Origin of the sequence: Methanosarcina sp. UBA5 (assembly GCF_002505485.1) — an archaeon.
GTDB lineage: Archaea > Halobacteriota > Methanosarcinia > Methanosarcinales > Methanosarcinaceae > Methanosarcina.
Genome location: NZ_DAVG01000137.1, coordinates 1 through 20,658, shown reverse-complemented (window position 1 = coordinate 20,658; position 20,658 = coordinate 1). Strand labels below are relative to the sequence as shown.

Genomic DNA, 20,658 nt, shown 5'->3' with positions numbered 1-20,658 from the left:
CCCATAAATTTTGATCTCATTGATTAGATCAATATGGGCAAAAAAAGATTTCTTTTTTATAAAATCATTTGCAGAGAAAATTGAGAAGAGAATTATAAAATTATAGCAATTCAAAAATTAGCATCGGTGAAGGTATATGCAATAAAATATAACTGTGATCTGCAAGTGCATCCCGGAATACTAAAGGGAGTACACTTATCAGAATTAACTGGAAAGAAGATCCTTTAGAGCCAGAAAATAGAAGATATCTGAACCTGGCGACTAGAAAGCTTTCTGAAAAATGCTTAAAAAACGGGATAAAAACGGGAAGTAACTCAAAAGCTCTTTTCAGAAAGCTTGAAAAACGAGAGAAAGGGCTGAAATCCAGCTTTTGAATGATCAGTACACCACTCAAAGTTATCCAAATCCCCCAATGGAAGGAATTCGATCTGGAGGTTTTCGAATTCCACATTATATTCAAGAAGCGTTCGGTAAAAAACGCTTAGAATCTTCAGGGAGATGTAACTTGCAGGGTCAACGATCTGAGCAATCCGAGACTCTTTTACTAAATGGAGGTTAAAATATGTTGGATTTGAAACTGGAAGACATCGACGGCATATTAGTACGCTACAACGTCGCCCTCGAAAAGGAAATGACCCCCGATGAAGCCGCAGAAGAGCTTTATCCCAAAGACGACCTCATCTACCCGGTTGCAAAAGCAATCTATGAGGGAGAAGAGGATGACGTAGTTGACGCACTTCAGGCTGCAATCGATGCAGGCAAGAAGCCAATCGCCCTTATCGATGATGCCCTGATGGTAGGAATGGGAGTTGTAACCCAGCTCTACGATGATGGTATCATTTTCCTCCCGAATGTTATGATGTCCGCTGATGCAATGCTAGCAGGCATCGAATTCTGCAAGACCCAGACTACCGAAATTCCCGTGCAAAAGGGTAAGGTCGTCTGCCATGTTGCAGAAGGTGACGTTCACGACATTGGAAAGAACATTGTTACCGCTCTTCTCAGAGCAAACGGCTATGAAGTGATTGATCTTGGAAGAGATGTCCCTGTAAATGAAGTAATCACTGCAGTTGAAAAAGAGAAGCCGATGTTGCTCACAGGTACTGCTCTCATGACAACCACCATGTATGCATTCAAGGAAGTTAATGACAAGCTCCTTGAAAAGGGCATAAAGATCCCGTTCGCATGTGGTGGCGGTGCTGTCAACCAGGACTTCGTGTCCCAGTATGAACTTGGAGTCTATGGTGAAGAAGCTGCAGATGCCTCTAAGATTGCTGACGCAATCGTTGCAGGTACTACAGATATCACAGCATTAAGGGAGAAGTTCCACAAACACTGAGGAGGGAGCAAAAATGGTAAAAAAATACACTTCAATGGCTTATGCTAGCGCAGATGAACTAATTTTTGGGCAAGCAAAATTCCCAGTAAAGGCAGGCCTTGGCCTCGAAATAGGTGGAGGTTACACATCCCCCGAAGTTAACTATGCCCCAAGACCTGGAGCCGGTGCATCCAAAGAAAAGCTCATAAAAGAGTATGAAAGGATCACCACCGATATTATGGCAAGGATGGTCCAAATTGGAGCTCCCTCTGTTGTGCTTGAAACCGAACACGTCCAGCAGATGTCCAACAACCCCGACTGGGGAGGTGCTGTTGCACATGCTCAGAAGACCATCATGGAAGAGTACCATGACGAATATGGCATAAAGTGTGCACTCCGCCACACTATTGGTGATATCCGTGAAGACCGCAACTTCCTCCAGCTTAGAGGAGATAAGTATAACACCTTCATTGAAGCCTTTGAAGAAGTTGCCAATAATGGTGCAGACCTGCTTTCCGTAGAGAGCATGGGTGGTAAGGAAGTCTTCGACTACTCCATTCTGAGAAATGACACTGCAGGTATGCTCTTCGGTATCGGTGTTCTCGGTAGCATGGACATGGAAATGATCTGGTCCGACATTGCAGACATCGCAAAGAAGACTGGAACTGTTGCCGCAGGTGACACAGACTGCGCCCAGGCAAACACTGCAATGTTCATTGCAGGCGGTTTACTCGACAAGAACCTTGCCCACACAACTGCAATCGTTGCAAGGGCAATCTCTGCAGCAAGATCTCTCTGTGCATACGAAGCTGGTGCAGTAGGCCCTGGAAAGGACTGTGGATATGAGAACGTTATTATCAAAGGCATCACAGGTATGCCGATGACCACAGAAGGTAAGACCTCTACCTGCGCCCACTCTGACCTGATGGGTAACCTGATCATGGAATGCTGTGACCTCTGGTCCAACGAATCAGTTGAATACCACGGTGAATTCGGTGGTACAACTGTCCAGTGCTGGTCAGAGACACTTGCATATGACTGTTCGATGATGAACGTTGCACTTAAGACTGGAAAAGCAAAGGATCTCAGGGACATTCTCGTGCTTTCTGATAAATTCAGAGACCCACAGGGCTATGTGCTTGCTTACGACAATGCCTACAAGGTAGGACAGGCAATTGTCAAGGACGGAGAGAACAACTATCTCCGTGCAAAGAACGCTGCAATCGAATGTTGCAACATTGTCGAAGAAGGCGCCAAATCTGGTAAGCTCAGACTTACAAGATTCGAAACCAATGCTCTTGCAAAGGTTAAGGCCGACCTCGAAGCCCTCACCGACGATGCTGACAAGTTCGTGAGCGACAACCTGACCAAGTTCAAACAGGAAGTTGCAGTTTTCAAACCAGAAAACTACGGGCTCTAAGCCCTAAACTTCTTTTTTTTAATTTTTATATAAAACTGGCTTTAGGTGAAACCATGAGCGAAAACGTGGGAAATCCTACCATAATAGTTGACAAGACTGCGAATGCTGCCCCCCTTGGCTTTACTGGCCTTGGCCTTGCGGCAGTCCTGTTAAGTCTGAGCTACATAGGGATATATCCCGTAGAATCAATGATTGTCTCCATGGCAATATTTCTAGGTGGGTTCGCCCAGGTATTTGCAGGAATTATGTCCTGGAAAAAAGGAGATATTTTTGCAGGGACTGCATTCTCAGCTTTTGGCCTTTTCTGGTTCTCGCTGGCCGGATTGCTTGTTATGCCTGCAATCGGCTGGGCTGAGGCTTCTTCCGGAACTGCTATGGCCGCGTATCTCTTAATCTGGGGTGTCTATACCTTTGTGATGCTGATCGCTACTATGAAAATCGGAGTCCATGCCCTTCAGTTTGTATTTTTTACGTTATTTTTATTATTTATATTGCTGGCTGTTGTAAACGCAACCGGAAGTACAGGGTTGCTTGTAGTGGCTGGCTATGTAGGACTTATTATGGGTCTTGGAGCTCTTTATACAGCTCTGGGCATGGTAATGAATGAAATCCACGGAAAAACTGTAATCCCACTTTAATAGTAAAACAATCAGCATTTAAGTAAAACTCTTGAACACTTGAGGAAAAAACCTGCGCCAACCTCGAGATCGGTATGAAACCCATAAAGGCAGGAAGAAACAGAAAAAGCAGCCAAAAATAAGCCAAAAATAAGTTTTCAGGCAAGCACAGATCTTAAGTCTGCGCTTTCCAGTCCTCCCCAATATTATTGCATTAGTGGCTAAAATTCTGTGTTGTGACAGCGTTAGAAAAATACAGGCACTCGAGGGCCTATTTAATTTTTAGAGATAATACAGTTTTTTTTGATTTGTCGGCCTGCATAAAAAGGTCCGCTTTACGAAGGAAGATTGGAAAATTAATTAACGGTGAACTTCGAATGCAAGCGGATAAAAAGTTTGACGAAACCCGCAATAAATCTTACATAGGGCTTGCTTTCAGTTTGCTGCTCACACTTTTCAAGCTGTTAGCCGGGATTTTGGGAAATAGTACTTTGCTTCTTGCTGATGCAGTTCGCTCCTTCTCCGAATTTATCAATGAGTGTATAAAACTCCTGGATTTTTCTATTGGAAGCAAGCCTGGAGATGAAAACCACAACTACGGACATGGAAAACTCACAACCCTCTGTATGGGGGCAGGGGCTTTTATTCTTCTTTTTGCAAGTTTTCATACGATTTTCCTGAGTTCTGGGGAATTGCTCACGTTTTTGCAGGATAAAGAGCCCGAAACTCCTGAAATCATTGCACTCTATGCCGCAATCGCAGCCTTTGTATTAAGAAATGTTATGGCTGTTTTGACAGGAACTCCTGAAGCACAGGCTAAAGAGGTTTCCTCGAAAGCTCGTATCCCCGTAAAAGGCTTATCAATCATCCCAATAAAAGACTTATTAATATCCTGCTTTGTTATTTCAGGGATAGGATTCACGTTCCTGTCTGGAAAAAGCTTTGATATAGCTGACTCTTTTGCTGGGCTTCTTTTAAGCCTCTATCTCCTTGGAACTTCAGGCAGGCTTCTCTACAGGATTGTAAACGAGCTGATAGAAGCCTCCCTTGATGAGAAAAATAACCTTAGAATAAGGGAGATTATAAATAAAACCGAAAACGTCACGGGTTCCGGGGAACTTAAAACCCGCAGGATAGGGAATGGCATAGCAATCAATGCCAGTGTCAATGTGAATAACTCCCTGAGTGTCCTAGAAGCCGCAGAGATAGCAAACCTGGTAGAAAAAAGACTGAAAGCGGCTTTTACGGAAGATACGTATGTACTGATAAAAATAGAGCCCATCCCGTTAAAGAACCAGAATTTCGAAATCAAAGATAGATCCTCTAATGAGAATAAAGGTGAAAAGGTAAGTTTATTTTAAAAAGATAAAAACGTAGAAAAAATAAAATAATATTGTAATAATGGTGTGGAAAACCCAGTGCGAAAACCGACAGTTCGGAAGACATCAAACCCGTCGCTATTTATTTTAGCAGCTATCCATTTAGCTACTGCAATGCTTAACAGATATCCAGACTCTACATATATTAGGTATAAACCGATACCTGGATTCACAGAGATGCTGAATACTGATTGCTAAGAAAATTAATTACCCGAAGTTAGAATAGATCTGGAAATATTGGGAAGTTATATTTAGTTCACAAAAGAGGCTAAAAATGCACTTCAGTCTTGGAATCGATGCAGGTGGAACTTATACTGATGCAGTCATAATTAGGGATTCGGACGGAGCTGTGATCGAATCCAGCAAAGCGCTGACTACCTACCCCGATCCCCTCCCTGGAATGAAAAACGCTATTGATGCGCTAAACCCTGAGCATCTTAAAGACATTAAACTAGTATCCGTATCTACAACCCTATCTACAAATACTATCCTGGAAAACACCGGATTTCCAGTAGGGTTAATTATGGTAGGAGATTATGTTATTCCTGAGAAACATCCTACAGACTACTGGGTAGCGGTCTCTGGCGGGCATAACAGTGATGGGGAAGAACTGAAGGCTCTTGACCTCGATTCCGTAGAAGAATTTGCCCTCAAGGTAAAAGATAAGGTTTCGGCTTTTGCGGTTTCTTCATATTTTAGCAACCGCAACCCAGAACATGAGCTTGCTGTCAAAAAAACCGTAAAGGAACTTACAGGGCACTCTGTGGTTTGCGGGCACGAACTTTCCCAGGATCTTGGAGCCTATGAAAGGGCTATAACTGCATTTCTTAACGCCCAGTTAATTCCTGTTACTCACAAGTTTATCCAAGCAATAGTTGAGGAGTTCGAAATCCGAGGTATAAACGCGAACCTGCTGATGCTAAAATGCGACGGGTCAGTGGTGGGAATAGAAGAAGCCCTAGAAAAACCCATTGAGACCATATTTTCAGGGCCTGCCGCAAGCCTTGTTGGAGCGTCTCATCTGAGCAGGCTCAATACCTGTGCCATGATCGATGTTGGCGGCACGAGCACGGATGTAGCTATGATGGAGAACGGGCTTCCCCAACTCAGTAATTTCGGTGCTGTTGTAGGAGGCTGGCAAACTCGCGTAAAAGCCATCCGTATGGAGACTTCTGCAACCGGAGGAGACAGCCATATCTGGGTAAAAGGCGACCGAATTCATATAGGCCCTCGCCGGGTAATTCCACTCTGCCGGGCTTCGGTCATATACCCAGATTTCAGAGATAAATTGAAATCGAACAAGGTTGCAAAAGGATATCTCTGCGAGAGCATCCAAGTAACAAAATTTTATGTCAGGACCGACTTCAGGCCTATCGAACTGAAGGCAGGAGAGCGAGAAATCTACAGACATATCGGAAAAGAGCCTGTTTCCTTCGGTGACCTACTCATAGCCCTGAAAAAACGCCCTTCCCCATCAATGCTGGACTCACTAATCCAAAAAAGGTTGATCCAGGCAATAGGCTTTACCCCTACTGATGCCCTTCATGTGCTTGGAGAATATACCGAATGGGATGTGGAGGCTGCAACAATTGGGGCTTCCATGCTTGGGAGGATACTAAAACAGAGCCCAGAAACTTTCAGTGCGGAAGCAAAACGCAGGGTTGCGCGTAATATTGCCGAAGATCTTATTGCTTACCTTATAGAAGGGATGCCGAGAAACGAGATTGACAGAGTTCTTCTCGGAAGGAACTTTACCCGCTTCAGGGTTGAAATTCCTGTGGTGCTTCTCGGAGGACCTGTAAAGGCATATGTTGAGGATCTGAAAAGCCTGATTAACGCTGATTTTATCGTTCCAGAGCATGCGGAGGTTGGCAACGCTGTCGGAGCCCTTGTTGGGAAAGGAATTAAAAGGGTAGAGATTCTTATAAAAACAAAAGTTATTAAGTCCCTTGAAGGTGAGGCTGAGAATATAGATTACGAGGCTCACGAGAAATGTACTGCAGAAGATATCTTACCGTATGAAACAAAAAACGAGTTCATTGTCTTTTCCCCATCTGAAAGAAAGAAATTTGAAAGCTATAGTGAAGCCGTTGAGTTCGCAGAAAAGCTTGGAAGACAGCTTGTTATGGATTACATGGTGAGTGCAGGACTTCAAAAGGAGAATATAAAAATAGACGTAAGCCGGATGCATTTGGCGCCGAGCGGCTGGACTGATGTGCCCCTGGAAACAAAACTTGTTTTCGTAGGGATAGGAATCCCAAAAACTACGATTACGGCTTGAGAGGATAAAGATAAATCGTAATATCATCAGTCGGATGTTGTAAACAGGAATATATATCTTGAGAATAATTTTACAAATCCGGATAAAAAGGATGTATACAGCTAAAAAAGGATCTGAATTGTGTAATATAAAGTAAAAATGGGGCTGTTTTGACATGCAATATAGTCTGGGTATTGACGCAGGCGGAACCTACACCGATGTTGTAATTTTAAGAGATTCGGACAGCCGGATCCTTGATACCAGCAAAGCAATTACTACCTATCCAGACCTTATGGTCGGAATTCGAAATGCAATTGACAAACTGAATCCGGAGTATCTCAGCAAAGTAAAGTTGGTGTCGGTTTCCACAACTCTGTCGACAAATACCATTCTTGAAAAAACAGGATATCCTGTTGGCCTGATCCTGGTAGGGGACTATACCGTCCCAAGGGAACTCCCCGCAGATTACTGTATTACTGTGAGAGGGGGACATGACAGTAATGGAGATGAGTTGCAACCTCTGGACATTACTGCCGTAGAACAGTTTGCAATAAGCCTTAAAAAGAAAGTCTCTGCATTTGCGGTATCTTCGTACTTCAGTACAAGAAATCCAGATCATGAGCTTAAAGTAAAACAGATAGTCCTTAAATTGACAGGGCATCCTGTGGTTTGCGGGCATGAACTTTCTCAGGAACTTGGAGCCTATGAAAGGGCAGCTACAGCTGTTTTAAACGCCCAGCTTATTCCTATAACCTATAAATTTATCCATTCCATCACATCTGAAATAAAGGAAAGAAACCTTGATGCGAAAATCCTTATGCTGAAATGTGACGGCTCGGTTACAGATATAAAAGGTGCAAAATTGCGTCCCATTGAAACCATATTCTCAGGCCCTGCAGCAAGTATAATTGGAGCTTCTCACCTTTCAGGACTAGATACCTGCGCTGTAATCGATGTTGGGGGGACAAGTACAGACGTCTCCATAATAAAAAAAGGCGCTCCTGAGCTTTGTGAGAAAGGAGCAGTGGTTGATGGCTGGCAAACACGCATAAAAGCCATACGTATGGAGAGTTCGGCAAACGGCGGGGATAGTCATGTGTGGTTTAAAAAATGCATCATGATAGGCCCCAGAAGAGTTATGCCCCTCTGCGTTGCTGCTGTACGGTACCCGAACTTTAAGGAGAAACTCGAAAAGAATCCCGTGCCCCTGAGAACCATGCTCAATGAGCATATTCAGCCCACCAAATTCTTTGTCAGTACTGGAGCAGATCCTATTAATCCCACAGAAAGCGAGAGAAAATTAATTGAGTTCATAAGAGACGAACCTCTTTCTATCTACGAGATTTTAAATAAAATGAAGCGATTTCCCTCTCCAGAAGTTCTTGATTCATTGATTCAGCAGCGTGTGATCCAGGCTATAGGCTTCACACCGACTGACGCCCTGCATGTGCTTGGGGAGTATACTGAATGGGATGTAGAAACTGCCCAGATTGGCGCCAAAAAGCTTTCACGTTTCACTCAAATGGGAGTCCATGCCTTTTGCAAAAAAATAAAGCAGCAAGTTGCAAAAAACATGGTTTACAGCCTGATGTCCTTTATCATGGAAGGAAGAGGAAAAGAAGGAATAAAAAAAATGCTGGAGGAAGATGTTCCTGTCCAGTACAAATTAAATATTCCTGTAGTCCTGCTCGGAGGTCCTGTAAAGGCTTATTATGAAAACCTCAAAGCTCTTATTGATGCAGAAATTATAGTTCCTGAACAGGCCCAAGTAGGAAACGCAGTTGGAGCCCTCGTAGGAAAAGGTATTAAGAGAATTGAGATAATTATCAGGCCATTCTCAATGGAAAATCCGGATCAAAACTTCCTTGTATTTACCCCCGAAGGAAGGAAAAAATTTGAAGAATACCGGATGGCGGTAGAATATTCCTATAAAACTGGCGAAGAACTTATTCTGGATTCAATGAAGGATTTTGGACTTCCGGAAGGCTCAATAAAAATAAGCACAAGTAAGGAATACCTTTCTCCACCTGGCTGGAAACATACACCAATGGAGACAAAAATGATTTTTGTAGGAGTCTGTGACCCTGGGATTTTAACTAATTAGAAATAATATTATTTACATATAAAATTTAATTTGAAAAGCCGGAGAAATGCCCAATTTGAAAACGAACAGCTATAGAACCAGCCTGCCGAAAAGAAGGATCGGCTAGAACTGTAAGCTATTGAATAACAGGAAGTAAGAGAACATGGATTCTTCGCTTATTGATCTTGTTTTCCGCTCTGATAAGAGAAAAAACCTTCTTATGTTGCTGGATAGCGGCTCAAAAAATATTGATGAAATCAAGAACATACTTGATGTCACAGCCACCTCGATCCTTCCCCAGATAAAGAAACTGATAGATCACGATCTTATTGTCCAGGAAGACAAAATGTATAAACTCACAGTCCTGGGAGAGTTCATTATCAAGAAGATAAAGCCCCTGATAAGTGCTCTTGAGGTAATTGAGAAAAACAACGCATACTGGACAGGCCACGATCTGAATGCAATCCCGCGCCGCCTACTGGAACGTATATCTGAACTGGGAGACTGTACCTTTATAGAGCCCGACCTTAATCATATATATGAACCCTCTCAAGAAATAATTGACAGGATGGCTAATGCGAAACATGCTTCGACTTTTGCTTCTTATTTCAATCCTGCCTATCTCCCCCTGTACGTTGAGCTTGGCAGAAAAGATGCCGAACTTTCCCTGAATTTTACTCAGTCTGTCTGGGATCATCTATCAAACGAACATACAAATATGATAAATGAATTAATGGGCATGGATAATGTAAGCCTGTATGTTTCCAAAGAAGGAATAAAGCTTACTGAGGTTACCGTAACTGATAGGACAATGATGCTGGGTCTTTTTGATAAAAATGGCAAATTCGACCAGCAATTCATTATGAGTTCCGAACCCAGCGCCCTTTTGTGGGGTCAGGAGCTGTTTGATTATTTCAAGAGGCTTTCCAGACTGGTAAACAAGATATGATATGAAAAGATACAGATCTTAAGATCCCCAAATACTTTCAGAAGAGCAACTCTTTAAATAAATGTGTAAAGAGGTGTTATGTGTTATATGTGTTATAAGAGAACTGTCATATAGAAGTATTTAAGGGATTTATTAGAAGATAATGAAAAGTAATTATATTTACAAGTAATATTATGATATATGATATTATGATACATAAAAAAATGGTAATTTTCTTTGTATCCTAAGTATAAATCCCAAAACCCTCAAAGTATGAACCCCAAAACCCCAAAAACCCTAAAGCCCTAAAGATCCTTTATTCCATCAAAAACTACAATGGCATGAATAAAGGCAAAAAGTTCAGAGTCTTCTAGTATAGAGATATATATGATGTCACATATAATAGGATGAGACCTAAGAGAGGGAATCAGATGGATTCATCACTACTGGATGTTCTCTTTCTTTCAGAAAAAAGGAAAAATCTACTTTTACTGCTTCTGGACGGACCCAAGAACATCGAAGAAATCAAAAATACGCTTGATGTCCGTTCAAGTCCGATAATGACCCAGATAAAGATACTGATGAAGCAGGATCTTATTGTTGAGAGTAACAGGCTTTACAAACTTTCCAGTATCGGCGAAATTCTGGTTCCGAAGATGAAAACAATTCTTGAAACGTTTAACGTTTTTGATAAAAACCACGATTATTGGATAAATCAGGATATGACATCAATCCCTCCTGAGTTTCTTGATGAGATAGGAAAGCTTGGAAACTATATGGAAGTAAATCCTGACCGAAACCACGTGTTTGAATATCCAAAAGAAGTTGTAAAACATCTTTGCGAATCTGAGAAAGTGAGGATTTCATCCTCCTTTTTCCTGCCCATCTATCCTTCCCTGTGCATAGAGCTTGCCGCAAAAGGCACGGACATAACCCTGGTATTTACAGAATATGTTTATGATAGAATGCTCAATGACTACAAGAAGGAACTTGAGCACTTTCTGAACCTGAAACATACCAAACTCTATGTCTGCAACAATAATAATATGAAAATTGCTTCAAGCATAGTCACGGAAAAGTTCATGGCGCTTTCCCTCTTCTGTAACAGTGGAATTTACTATAATCATAACCTAGTAAGTTTTGATGAAAGTGCACTCAAATGGGGAAAAGAACTTTCCGATCACTATAGAGGTATAGCAAGACCTATTACCAGAGTATGATAATTTCCCCAGGTTTCTCCAATTCTGGAAATAAACCGCTCTAAGAGGTATTTTAACTCTCAAATAAAGAGTAGCTTTTTGGGAGAAACAGGAAGCTCGGCTCTTTTCCAGCCCATCAGGTTTTATCGATGATGCCCCAATCATCCCTATTCTGAGTTCAGAATATGATATAATCCTTGTTTTTGTACACCAATTGTTTCCATATCATCGTCCGGTTACGAGATACGCTCACTGCTTTTTTTCAATTCACTCTTTCTGCCTCGACAATAAAAAAGCACGCGCCCAATAATTTTGCCAGATTGATTTTTTATCCTGTTCCTGTACTCGTTAAAACAGTCGAGTATCTCTAGGTGCAGAGTCTTCCGTTATAAAATCGAAGCAAAGAAGGAATCGAGAAGAGTAAAAACGAAAATCCGATGAAGAACAGAAGATCAAAATAAGAAAACAGAAAATTAAAATAAGAATTTACGTCCCGACTGAGACTTGAACTCAGGTCTAAGGCTCCGCAGGCCTCAAGGATATCCACTACCCTATCGGGACACAAGCGAGCAACATTCATAAGCACATTCAAGGATATAAACCTTATTCCTCAAGAGCCGGCTAAACCCAGAATTTGCAACTCTGACCTCGGTCTGAAAGTTAAGGAAGAAATCCTGCTTCTCCGGCATCACTATCAATAAAGATTAAATGCAACAAGTTCGTTTTTATAATTTATGTCAATGACTATAGGACTTGCAGGAAAACCCAATGCGGGAAAATCCACTTTTTTCAAAGCTGCTACACTTGCAGACGTTGAAATTGCAAATTATCCTTTTACAACTATCAATGCCAATCACGGAGTTACCTATGTGCGGGTTGAATGTCCCTGCAAAGAGAAGGAAAAGAGATGCGGAAAGTGTGTGGACGGCATCAGGCTCGTCCCGATTGATATTATTGACGTTGCCGGACTTGTCCCTGATGCGTACAAAGGAAGGGGACTTGGAAATACTTTTCTGGATGAACTCAGGCAGGCTCAGGCAATAATTCATGTAGTAGATGCCTCAGGTGGAACTGACGCCGAGGGCAACCCTGTAGATATCGGAGATCACGACCCTCTCGAAGATGTAGCTTTCCTGAACAGGGAAATCACAATGTGGCTTTATGGAATTCTGGAAAGAAACTGGTTCAAACTTGCCAGAAAAATCCAGGCTGAGGGGCTTAAGCTCGAAGTTGTAATTGCAGAACAGCTTGCTGGGGCAGGAATAAGAGAATCCCATGTAAGTGCAGCTTTGATGGAAACAGGGCTTGCAAGGCTGGACCATGTTAAATGGAGCGAAGAAGACATGATCCGGCTCTGCGACGCAATGAGGGAGATCAGCAAGCCTCTGCTCATTGCTGCAAATAAAGCCGACATCGCCTCAAGAGAAAACCTGGACAGGCTTAAAGATCTTGATAGAATAGTAGTGCCTGCAAGTGCAGCAGCCGAACTGGCACTTAAGTCTGCAGCAAAAAGCGGGCTTATAAAATACAGTCCAGGAGACAGGAAATTCGAGATACTTGGAGGGGAGCTTACAAAAGCCCAGAAAAAAGGGCTCGAAGCTATCCATAAAGTAGTTGAGAGGCTTGGCAGTACAGGTGTCCAGGAGTGCATAAACAGGACTGTCTTTGAGCTTCTGGACCTCATTGTTGTATATCCCGTAGAAGATGAAGGAAAATGGTCCGATAAAAGTGGGAATATTCTACCTGATGCCTACCTTATGAAAAGGGGATCCACTTGTCATGATCTTGCTTACCAGATACATACCGATATAGGGGATCGATTTTTGTATGCAGTAGATGCAAGGACAAGACTCAGGCTTGGAGAAAAGCATGAACTGAAAAATGGCGATGTAATCAAGATCGTATCCACTGCAAAGTAAACAACACAATAATAGATCCGATAAACCCGAAAAAGCTATCATCCGAAACAGGTCATTAGGAACAGGTCTGGAAAAGACTCTGGAGTTTAGATATACAACAGAAAAGATGAAATAGTGGATTGCTTTAGCTTGTCAGGGAGGATATTTTCCAGATGGATTTACTTTCTTTTGCATATCCGGTCTATGAGAGGTTCCTGACCTGGCAAATAGCCAGGGAATTTTCAAATACTCCCAGACATGTAGCAATCATACTCAAGGAAACCGACCTTTTTGACCCTGAAGGAATGGAGAGGCTCATATCTGTACTGAGTATTTTTAGAAAATTCAGGGTCGAAGTTGTGAGCATCTATGTAGACATCCTGAAAACTGATCTGGCTTTAAAAGCCGAAATCGCATCAACGCTCAAAGCCAGGCTGGAAAAGAGCTTTTCTAACCTTCCTAGCGGCACAGGTTATAGAATTTATGGTGTTGATGGAGAGGTAAATAGCACTGCTCCTGGAAAGGATTTTCTTATATATGTATCACTGGGATTTGGAGGAAGAGACGAAATTATGAGGGCTGTACTGACTATCCTTGCCGAAGTTAAAGCGGGAACTGTCAGGCCTGAAGAGGTGGACGAAAAAATGCTCGAATCCTATCTCCTTGTCAATCACGAGCCTGACATCATGATTCGTTCGGGAGGGCAGAATCTTTCGGACTTCCTGGTGTGGCAGTCAGTCTATTCGGAACTTTATTTTACAGATGTCAACTGGAAAGATGTACGAAAGGTCGACCTGCTGAGAGTTATGAGGGATTTCCAGAAAAGAAAGAGAAGATACGGAAGGTGAATTGAGCTGGAATTCGGACAAAAGCGCAAAAATCTTTGCTATGCTGTGATTGTGTGCCCGAAATGCCGACAGCACGCCCAGATCATAGAAACCGGAAAAAAGACCCTGAAATGCCAGCATTGCGGCGTTCTCCTGCAAACCCGAAAACTGAGGGTATTCCACTTCTCCGAAGATCTCGAAGACGCAGTGCTTTTTCGGACTCGCCTGCAAGCTGAGATCTCCGGAAAAGGTAACGAAACCTCTTCACTGGCCTCTCCCTCCAGAGAGTCTGAACCCTCAATCTCCAAAAACGAAAACCCAGTAAAAAAACTTAAACTTCCAGAAAAAAACCTTTCCAGTTCCCCCCCTGCAAAAAAAGACCCAAAATTAACTCTTCTCGAAATTCTGAACACCACTGACGGAAAAATAGAGAAAGAAGAACTTCGACAGAAAGCTCTGGAAAAAGGAATAACTCAAGAAAAATTCGAAACAATCCTCAAAAACCTCCTGGAAGCAGGAGAACTTTACTCCCCCCAACCAGGAATTATAAAAATTGTATGAAATATCATAATTTCAACACAAATCCCATAACCAGTAACTGACCCAGACCTCTATAACCAGAGCGGGCAAGGAAAAAACAATCTAGACTAGATAACCTCGCAAGACATTAAAGAAATAACTCTTAAAATCAACCGTTGAGCCGCAAACGTTGCGCCGGTTGATCAAAACCGTTGCGCCGGTTTATCACGCAGATAGGGTCTGGGGATAAGACTATCAAATCCAAAAGTTGCCAGGGTTTTCGATCAAACCTTTTCTCAAAAGGTTTGTGATCAAGCAGTTTTTTAAAAAGGTTTGTGATCAAGCCTTTTTTGAAAAGGTTTGCAGGTAAATCAGCCCCTTTCAGCAAATTGAAAAGCAACTTATCTTGTCCATAATTCAGCCCTCTTGAGCGAAGCGAAAAGGGCTTCGTGCTCCCGAAGCGAAACTCGGGTGACGGGACTCGGGTGGCGGAACTCGGGCGACAAAATATATTAACTACGAAAAGATTTACTATAATTGAATATAAATAAGAATTGAATCCGTTTTGGGCAAGCCGAAAGACATGGGTTTTGCTCAAAGAGTATTTAAAGACTATAGAATTTTGTCATGATCACAGATAACATTTTACTATAAAGTATAACGGTGTTAAATATGATGGATCCGCAAATTGAGCGAAAACTCATTGAAATTATGAGGGTGATTCACGAAAGTGACAAGCCTATAGGTGCCCGGGCAATAGCTGATGAACTTAATAACCGGGGCTATGATATAGGAGAGCGGGCTGTCCGCTACCATCTGAGGATCCTGGACGAGAGAGGGTTCACAAGCAAACACGGATATGCAGGACGTACACTTACCGAACTTGGAGAAAGGGAGATGAATGACGCCCTCATCGCAGATCGGTTTGGCTTTGTAATATCCCGAATAGAAGAGATGGCTTTCAGAACCACATATAACCCCGAGACCAATGAGGGAGTAATGCCTGTAAATATTTCATACTTTGATAAGGACGATTTAGAGACTGTTATTGAAGTGATTTCATATACTGCACACGAAGGGTATATGATAAGCCCAAGAGTGAGGATCATCGAAGAAGATGAAGAACTGCTTTCCCTGCCTCCAGGAAAAATAGGAATAGCTACGGTCTGCAGTGTTGCTTTTGACGGGCTGCTTCTCAAAGCGGGCATACCTGTGGAACCGGCCTACGGCGGAATTCTTCAGATAGAAAATCGAAAACCTGCACGGTTTTCAGATTTAATATCCTACAGCGGAACCTCAATTGATCCCATACAGATTTTCATGAGCAGGAAGACTACTTCTGTCCTTGACGTGCTTGAAAAAGGGGAAGGCAAAATCCTTGCCAATCTACGGCAGATCAATTCCTCAGCTTACGACAGAGCCAGAGAAGTTATGAAAAAGGTAGAAAGAGTCGGCCTTGCAGGTTATTTTCCTCCGGGAGAGGTTGATGAAACCTTGCTTGGGGCACCTGTTGAAACCGGAAAGTTCGGGATTGCAATCGTAGGAGGCATTAATGGCATCTGCGCCCTTGAAGAGACCGGAATTAAAATCAAGACTAATCCTGTTTCTACTGTTATGGAATATAAAACTATGAAAGAAATCTGAGGAACCCCGATGTTCAGGCTTACTGTCATCTATGACAACAGAGCCAATCAGGATTTCACAGCAAGCTGGGGTTTTGCAGCTCTCATTGAAACAAATCGTGAAACCCTGCTTTTCGACACTGGATGGGATGGGCCGCTCCTTCTTAGACATATGAAGAAGCTCAACATTGATCCCACTAGAATCAGAAAACTGGTTCTCTCTCACCAGCACTGGGACCATATAGGAGGCCTTCCCGAGATTCTTCAGGCAAATCCTGGGCTTGAGGTCTATGTTCCTGCTTCTTTTTCGGAGAATCTGAAGAGAGAAATTGAGAAAAGGGCGATTCTTATCGAAATAAGAGAGCCTGTAGAAATCTCTCAGGGTATCAGGAGTACAGGGGAACTAGGAGACCGGGTAAAGGAGCAGGCGCTTATTCTGGATACTGGAAACGGATCTTACGTACTTACAGGCTGTGCTCACCCCGGGCTTGCCGCAATCCTGGATACTGCCAGCCATTACGGGAAAGTAAAGGGGATTCTCGGCGGGCTCCATGATAACGAGGAGTTTGAAAGGCTGGGAGGGATGGAACTCATAGCAGCAGGGCATTGTACCGCTCATAGAGAAAAAATAAAGGAGATTTTTCCGGCGAAATTTGTAGAAATCGAAGTTGGTCTGCGTGTGGACCTGGAATAAAGTGAAATATTTTAAAGAAATTAAAAACTTCTATTTTGGAAATCTTGTTTTGTAGTCCTGTATTTGAAACAGAATTTAACAGTTCTGAATTTTAACACCCTAATTTTAAAGAATACATAAATTTACAGAGAATGTATAGTTAGAAATACAATGTCCTCTAAAAAGAATATAAGATTTGGCGGGAAATAACGGAAGGTGGGAAAAGATACCGGAATTGTTCGGCTCTTGGCGTTTTTCCTGCCATATAAATGTACTTTGAATAAATATACTTTCAATCATTGTTTTTATGAAAACGGAATAAAAGTAGAGGGGAACCGTATCAAAAATGAAATAAAGGGAGAAAAATATCGATGCTAAAAATAGAGGATCTGACTGTAGAGGTTAACGGAAAAATTTTGCTTCATGACGTTAACCTTGAAGTCAAAAAAGGGTATACTAATGTGCTTTTTGGGCCAAACGGAGCCGGAAAGTCAGCTCTGATGAGAACAATCATGGGCTTTAGTGAATATAGGGTTGTAAAAGGCAGAATTCTGTTTAATGGGGAAGATATTACCAGTTTGCCAATGGACGAAAGAGCTCGTCGCGGATTGGGAATTATGATGCAACGCCCGCCAGATATGTCCGGGATTAAACTCAGAGATCTTATAAAGGTGGTATCGAAAGGAAAGAAAGATCCTGAGGCTCTTGCTGAGAACCTTAATATGAATCGTTTTCTGGATAGGGACGTAAACGTGGGCTTTTCTGGGGGAGAAATCAAACGTTCTGAACTTTTGCAACTTGCAGCCCAGAACCCGAATCTTTATCTCCTGGATGAACCTGAGTCGGGAGTAGACCTCGTAAGCATAGAACAGGTAGGAATGACAATAAAAGAGCTGCTTGAAGAAGGTGTCGAATGCCCTGGTGAAAGTTGCATAAGAGGGAAATCAGCCCTCATAATCACGCACACAGGCCAGATTCTTGATTATGTAACTACAGATAGGGGATATATTCTTTGCAACGGAACAATTATGTGTTCAGGAAATCCCCTGAAAATGCTGGAAGAGATTAAGAGCAAAGGGTATGAGGAGTGTTTGGAATGCAAACTGATGAAGTGAACCTGAAAAAGAGAGCTGAAAGTGCAGCCGAGAAAAAAGCGGCTTTCGGAGAGGATTTTGAGCTGGGGAAGTTTGAGGAAGGTTCCAGAGTTAGCAAGCCTATAGAAGACCTCCAGACCCTTGACGAAGAAAGCAAAAGAACCCTGTTCCAGGTAGGGGTAATCCCGAGCGAAGAAGGAAGATCCGGCAGTCTGCTGGTGCTCGATAATGCAGTTTCGCATTCGTCCCTGAAAGACAAAAATATAGAACTTACATCTACCCAAAAAGCCCTGAAAAAGTACGAATGGCTCAAAGACTACTCCTGGAAGCTTGTAGCTGTGGATACCGATAAATACACGGCAAAAACTTACCTTGAAAACGCGGATGGATACTTTGTCCGGGTGCCTGCAGGTAAGAAATCCTCAATGCCTGTCCAGACCTGCCTTATGCTGAACAGTAAAAAGGTGTACCAGACCGTGCATAACATCATAATCGTCGAAGAAGGCGCCAGCCTTGACATTATTACGGGCTGTACCTCCAGAAAAGGAGTAGAAGAAGGGATACATATGGGAATTTCCGAGATGTACGTAAAAAAAGGCGCTACCCTGAATTTTACAATGATCCATAACTGGGCCGAGCAGATAGGAGTTCGCCCGAGAACAGTGGTTCATGTGGAAGAAGGTGGAACTTATGTTAGCAACTACATTTGCCTGAAACCAGTTCGTTCTGTCCAGATGTACCCAACTGTCAAGCTCGAAGGGAAAGGAGCAGTAACCAGGCTAAATACTATAGCAATTGCCCATCCTGGCTCTGAACTCGACCTTGGAAGCAGGGCGATTTTCAATGCCCCTGACACGAAAGCGGAACTGGTTTCAAGAACAATTACAATCGGCGGTAGAATAATCGCGAGAGGGGAGATGATAGCCAATTCAAAGGGAGCAAAAGGGCACCTGGAATGCAAAGGGCTTGTCCTTACCGACAAAGGAAGCCAGCTTGCAATCCCTATCCTTGAAGCAAACGTAGACGATGTCGAACTTACTCACGAGGCCGCAGTTGGAAAAATTGCTAAAGACCAGGTGGAGTACCTGATGGCCAGAGGGCTTACCGAGGATGAAGCTGTAGGTATGATCGTACGTGGTTTCCTGGATGTCGGGATCAGGGGAATTCCAGAGGAACTGAAAAATGAAATAGAAAATACAATTACACAGACAGCCTTTGGAATGTAATTCTAAACGAGTAGAATCCCGAACATAATCCAGGACATATTTGATTTAAAAAAGAAGGCTTGAAAAACAGTCTCAGCTAACGGAAAATGAGGGGCATAGAAAAAACTGAAGAATATAGCTTCTCCTGACCAGAATATTCTTGAACTGGGTGTGTGAAGCCGGCAGGAAAAAAGGAGAAACCTGTCGGCCTTTTGTTGAGTGTTGTGGGTTTTAATGAGCTAAATGCAAGGATAATAGGGTTTTCCTGTGAAAAAGAAAGCCTTAAAGTTTAAGGCTGCTCATTAAACCGCAGTTCGCAGATTAAAACGGAAGTATAAAAATGTTTCCATGCAGGTTATAAACGAATAAGATAAAGAAGTTATCAGATAAATATCTCATTTTTTAAAGATGCAACGAAGAGACTTTACTTGCGCTCTCCTCTTATTCTCCATGCGGAATACCTTTAGTTTTCTGCATGGAGGTAAGGTTACAAACGCACTAAAAATGCAGTACTTCCTGTTTTTGGCTGGACAATACAGTACTTAGCATTATATATATACTACGGCAATAATATTACAGTACTGTAGTGATTTAGAGGGATTGGAATGATAGACTTTGCCTGTAAAGAGTTCAAAATCGAAGATGTGATCAAGTGTGCCCTTAATCTCACAAAGGCAGACCTGAAGGTTTTGAAGTATTTTTTGAATGAAAAAGAGCAGTGGGTTGACACCGATTATCTTTCAAAAGTCCTGAAGCTGGATATTTCCACAGTTCAGCGTTCCGTCAAAAAACTGCACGAAAAAGAAATTCTGCAAAGGTCGCAGCAGAACCTAGATGGAGGGGGCTATGTCTTCAAGTATAAGGTCAACTCAAGGGCTAAAATAAAAAATATTATAATGAGTGTGGTGAATTCCTGGGCTGACCGACTTGGACAGGAACTTGAAAAATGGGAAAACGGAGTTTGATTAACTTTGCTTAAAATAACGCCTTACCTGGGAATTCTGGTTCTTATAGTTTCCATAGGAGGGCTCTGGTATCATGCACTCGGGTACTTTATACTGCTGGTTTTTGCAGCAATCTTCCTGATTAGTCCTTTCAGAGGTCGATGGTTCTGCGGGAACCTCTGTCCCAGGGGAAGTTTTGTTGATTTCTGGGTTAGTAAGATTTCAAGGAAAAAGAAAATACCTGCCACTCTGCGTTCCCTGTGGGTCCGCCTGCCAATTTTCTTCGTGCTAATGGGCTTTATGGGATACAGGATAGTAAACGCTATAGGGAGTCTCAATACTTTTGAGAAAATCGGCATGGTGTTTGTGATGATGTGTCTGGTAACAACTGCGATCGCAACCCTTCTGGGCAGTTACCTGAGCCCAAGAACCTGGTGTTCCTTCTGCCCTATGGGCACAGCTCAACGCCTGCTTGGTGGTAAAAAGTATCTTCTTAAACTCGAAAAGGAAAAATGCATTAACTGCAAGAAATGTGAAAAAGTCTGTCCCATGCAGCTAAAAATCACTCAGGACGATGCAAAATCAGACTGTATAAAATGTGGGCGCTGCGTTACTGCCTGTCCGAAAGATGCCCTACAATTTTGAATTTTTATTGTTTATTAATTTCTATTG

17 protein-coding genes and 1 tRNA gene are annotated in these 20,658 nt (G+C 42.5%); 17 read left to right on the top strand and 1 reads right to left on the bottom strand.

The window, feature by feature from the left end:
* Positions 1–562 precede the first annotated feature (562 nt).
* From mtaC to BP621_RS16835, 8 genes are all read left to right on the top strand, one after another.
* Positions 563–1,339, top strand: coding sequence for a methanol--corrinoid protein MtaC (gene mtaC, locus BP621_RS16870; protein WP_292391894.1), 777 nt, complete (start codon positions 563–565; stop codon positions 1,337–1,339).
* Between the two features lie 13 nt (positions 1,340–1,352).
* Positions 1,353–2,738 (top strand): methanol--corrinoid protein co-methyltransferase MtaB, encoded by a 1,386-nt coding sequence (gene mtaB, locus BP621_RS16865; protein WP_292391893.1) that lies wholly within the window; start codon positions 1,353–1,355, stop codon positions 2,736–2,738.
* A gap of 53 nt (positions 2,739–2,791) precedes the next feature.
* Positions 2,792–3,376, top strand: coding sequence for an acetate uptake transporter (locus BP621_RS16860; protein ID WP_292391891.1), 585 nt, complete (start codon positions 2,792–2,794; stop codon positions 3,374–3,376).
* A 356-nt stretch (positions 3,377–3,732) separates the two neighbouring features.
* Positions 3,733–4,716: a cation diffusion facilitator family transporter gene (locus tag BP621_RS16855; RefSeq protein WP_292391890.1), complete on the top strand. Its 984-nt coding sequence runs from the start codon at positions 3,733–3,735 to the stop codon at positions 4,714–4,716.
* Between the two features lie 292 nt (positions 4,717–5,008).
* The gene (locus BP621_RS16850; RefSeq protein WP_292391889.1) at positions 5,009–7,015 is read left to right on the top strand and encodes a hydantoinase/oxoprolinase family protein; all 2,007 of its coding nucleotides are present in this window, start codon (positions 5,009–5,011) and stop codon (positions 7,013–7,015) included.
* Between the two features lie 154 nt (positions 7,016–7,169).
* Entirely contained in the window at positions 7,170–9,098 is a 1,929-nt protein-coding gene (locus BP621_RS16845) for a hydantoinase/oxoprolinase family protein (protein WP_292391888.1), read from the top strand.
* A 142-nt stretch (positions 9,099–9,240) separates the two neighbouring features.
* A complete protein-coding gene (locus BP621_RS16840; RefSeq protein ID WP_292391887.1) occupies positions 9,241–10,026 on the top strand; it encodes a helix-turn-helix transcriptional regulator in 786 nt (261 codons plus the stop codon).
* A gap of 410 nt (positions 10,027–10,436) precedes the next feature.
* Positions 10,437–11,225: a helix-turn-helix transcriptional regulator gene (locus tag BP621_RS16835; RefSeq protein ID WP_292391886.1), complete on the top strand. Its 789-nt coding sequence runs from the start codon at positions 10,437–10,439 to the stop codon at positions 11,223–11,225.
* A gap of 468 nt (positions 11,226–11,693) precedes the next feature.
* Here the strand turns inward: BP621_RS16835 and BP621_RS16830 are convergent.
* A tRNA-Arg gene (locus BP621_RS16830) sits at positions 11,694–11,765 on the bottom strand.
* A gap of 173 nt (positions 11,766–11,938) precedes the next feature.
* On the opposite strand from BP621_RS16830, the gene BP621_RS16825 reads away from it, so the two are divergent.
* From BP621_RS16825 to BP621_RS16785, 9 genes are all read left to right on the top strand, one after another.
* A complete protein-coding gene (locus tag BP621_RS16825; RefSeq protein ID WP_292391885.1) occupies positions 11,939–13,123 on the top strand; it encodes a redox-regulated ATPase YchF in 1,185 nt (394 codons plus the stop codon).
* 152 nt (positions 13,124–13,275) lie between these two features.
* Positions 13,276–13,950 (top strand): undecaprenyl diphosphate synthase family protein, encoded by a 675-nt coding sequence (locus tag BP621_RS16820; RefSeq protein WP_292391884.1) that lies wholly within the window; start codon positions 13,276–13,278, stop codon positions 13,948–13,950.
* 45 nt (positions 13,951–13,995) lie between these two features.
* Positions 13,996–14,490: a DUF5817 domain-containing protein gene (locus BP621_RS16815; RefSeq protein ID WP_292391883.1), complete on the top strand. Its 495-nt coding sequence runs from the start codon at positions 13,996–13,998 to the stop codon at positions 14,488–14,490.
* Positions 14,491–15,120: 630 nt separating this feature from the next.
* A complete protein-coding gene (locus BP621_RS16810) occupies positions 15,121–16,092 on the top strand; it encodes a DUF128 domain-containing protein (protein ID WP_292391882.1) in 972 nt (323 codons plus the stop codon).
* A gap of 9 nt (positions 16,093–16,101) precedes the next feature.
* Positions 16,102–16,764, top strand: coding sequence for an MBL fold metallo-hydrolase (locus BP621_RS16805; protein WP_292391881.1), 663 nt, complete (start codon positions 16,102–16,104; stop codon positions 16,762–16,764).
* 350 nt (positions 16,765–17,114) lie between these two features.
* Positions 17,115–17,858 carry an ABC transporter ATP-binding protein gene (locus tag BP621_RS16800; protein ID WP_292391879.1) on the top strand — a complete coding sequence of 248 codons (744 nt, stop codon included), beginning with the start codon at positions 17,115–17,117 and terminating at the stop codon, positions 17,856–17,858.
* Positions 17,840–19,063 (top strand): SufB/SufD family protein, encoded by a 1,224-nt coding sequence (locus BP621_RS16795; protein WP_292391878.1) that lies wholly within the window; start codon positions 17,840–17,842, stop codon positions 19,061–19,063. Before BP621_RS16800 ends, BP621_RS16795 begins: the two co-directional genes overlap by 19 nt.
* Before the next feature lie 584 nt (positions 19,064–19,647).
* Complete coding sequence (locus tag BP621_RS16790) at positions 19,648–20,007, top strand: helix-turn-helix domain-containing protein (protein WP_292391877.1); 360 nt, start codon at positions 19,648–19,650, stop codon at positions 20,005–20,007.
* Between the two features lie 6 nt (positions 20,008–20,013).
* Positions 20,014–20,631, top strand: coding sequence for a 4Fe-4S binding protein (locus BP621_RS16785; protein WP_292391876.1), 618 nt, complete (start codon positions 20,014–20,016; stop codon positions 20,629–20,631).
* Positions 20,632–20,658 lie beyond the last annotated feature (27 nt).

Coding starts and splice junctions, on each gene's coding strand:
- mtaC (WP_292391894.1), top strand. CDS start 563: ATGTTGGATTTGAAACTGGAAGACATCGACGGCATATTAGTACGCTAC.
- mtaB (WP_292391893.1), top strand. CDS start 1,353: ATGGTAAAAAAATACACTTCAATGGCTTATGCTAGCGCAGATGAACTA.
- BP621_RS16860 (WP_292391891.1), top strand. CDS start 2,792: ATGAGCGAAAACGTGGGAAATCCTACCATAATAGTTGACAAGACTGCG.
- BP621_RS16855 (WP_292391890.1), top strand. CDS start 3,733: ATGCAAGCGGATAAAAAGTTTGACGAAACCCGCAATAAATCTTACATA.
- BP621_RS16850 (WP_292391889.1), top strand. CDS start 5,009: ATGCACTTCAGTCTTGGAATCGATGCAGGTGGAACTTATACTGATGCA.
- BP621_RS16845 (WP_292391888.1), top strand. CDS start 7,170: ATGCAATATAGTCTGGGTATTGACGCAGGCGGAACCTACACCGATGTT.
- BP621_RS16840 (WP_292391887.1), top strand. CDS start 9,241: ATGGATTCTTCGCTTATTGATCTTGTTTTCCGCTCTGATAAGAGAAAA.
- BP621_RS16835 (WP_292391886.1), top strand. CDS start 10,437: ATGGATTCATCACTACTGGATGTTCTCTTTCTTTCAGAAAAAAGGAAA.
- BP621_RS16825 (WP_292391885.1), top strand. CDS start 11,939: ATGTCAATGACTATAGGACTTGCAGGAAAACCCAATGCGGGAAAATCC.
- BP621_RS16820 (WP_292391884.1), top strand. CDS start 13,276: ATGGATTTACTTTCTTTTGCATATCCGGTCTATGAGAGGTTCCTGACC.
- BP621_RS16810 (WP_292391882.1), top strand. CDS start 15,121: ATGATGGATCCGCAAATTGAGCGAAAACTCATTGAAATTATGAGGGTG.
- BP621_RS16805 (WP_292391881.1), top strand. CDS start 16,102: ATGTTCAGGCTTACTGTCATCTATGACAACAGAGCCAATCAGGATTTC.
- BP621_RS16800 (WP_292391879.1), top strand. CDS start 17,115: ATGCTAAAAATAGAGGATCTGACTGTAGAGGTTAACGGAAAAATTTTG.
- BP621_RS16795 (WP_292391878.1), top strand. CDS start 17,840: ATGCAAACTGATGAAGTGAACCTGAAAAAGAGAGCTGAAAGTGCAGCC.
- BP621_RS16790 (WP_292391877.1), top strand. CDS start 19,648: ATGATAGACTTTGCCTGTAAAGAGTTCAAAATCGAAGATGTGATCAAG.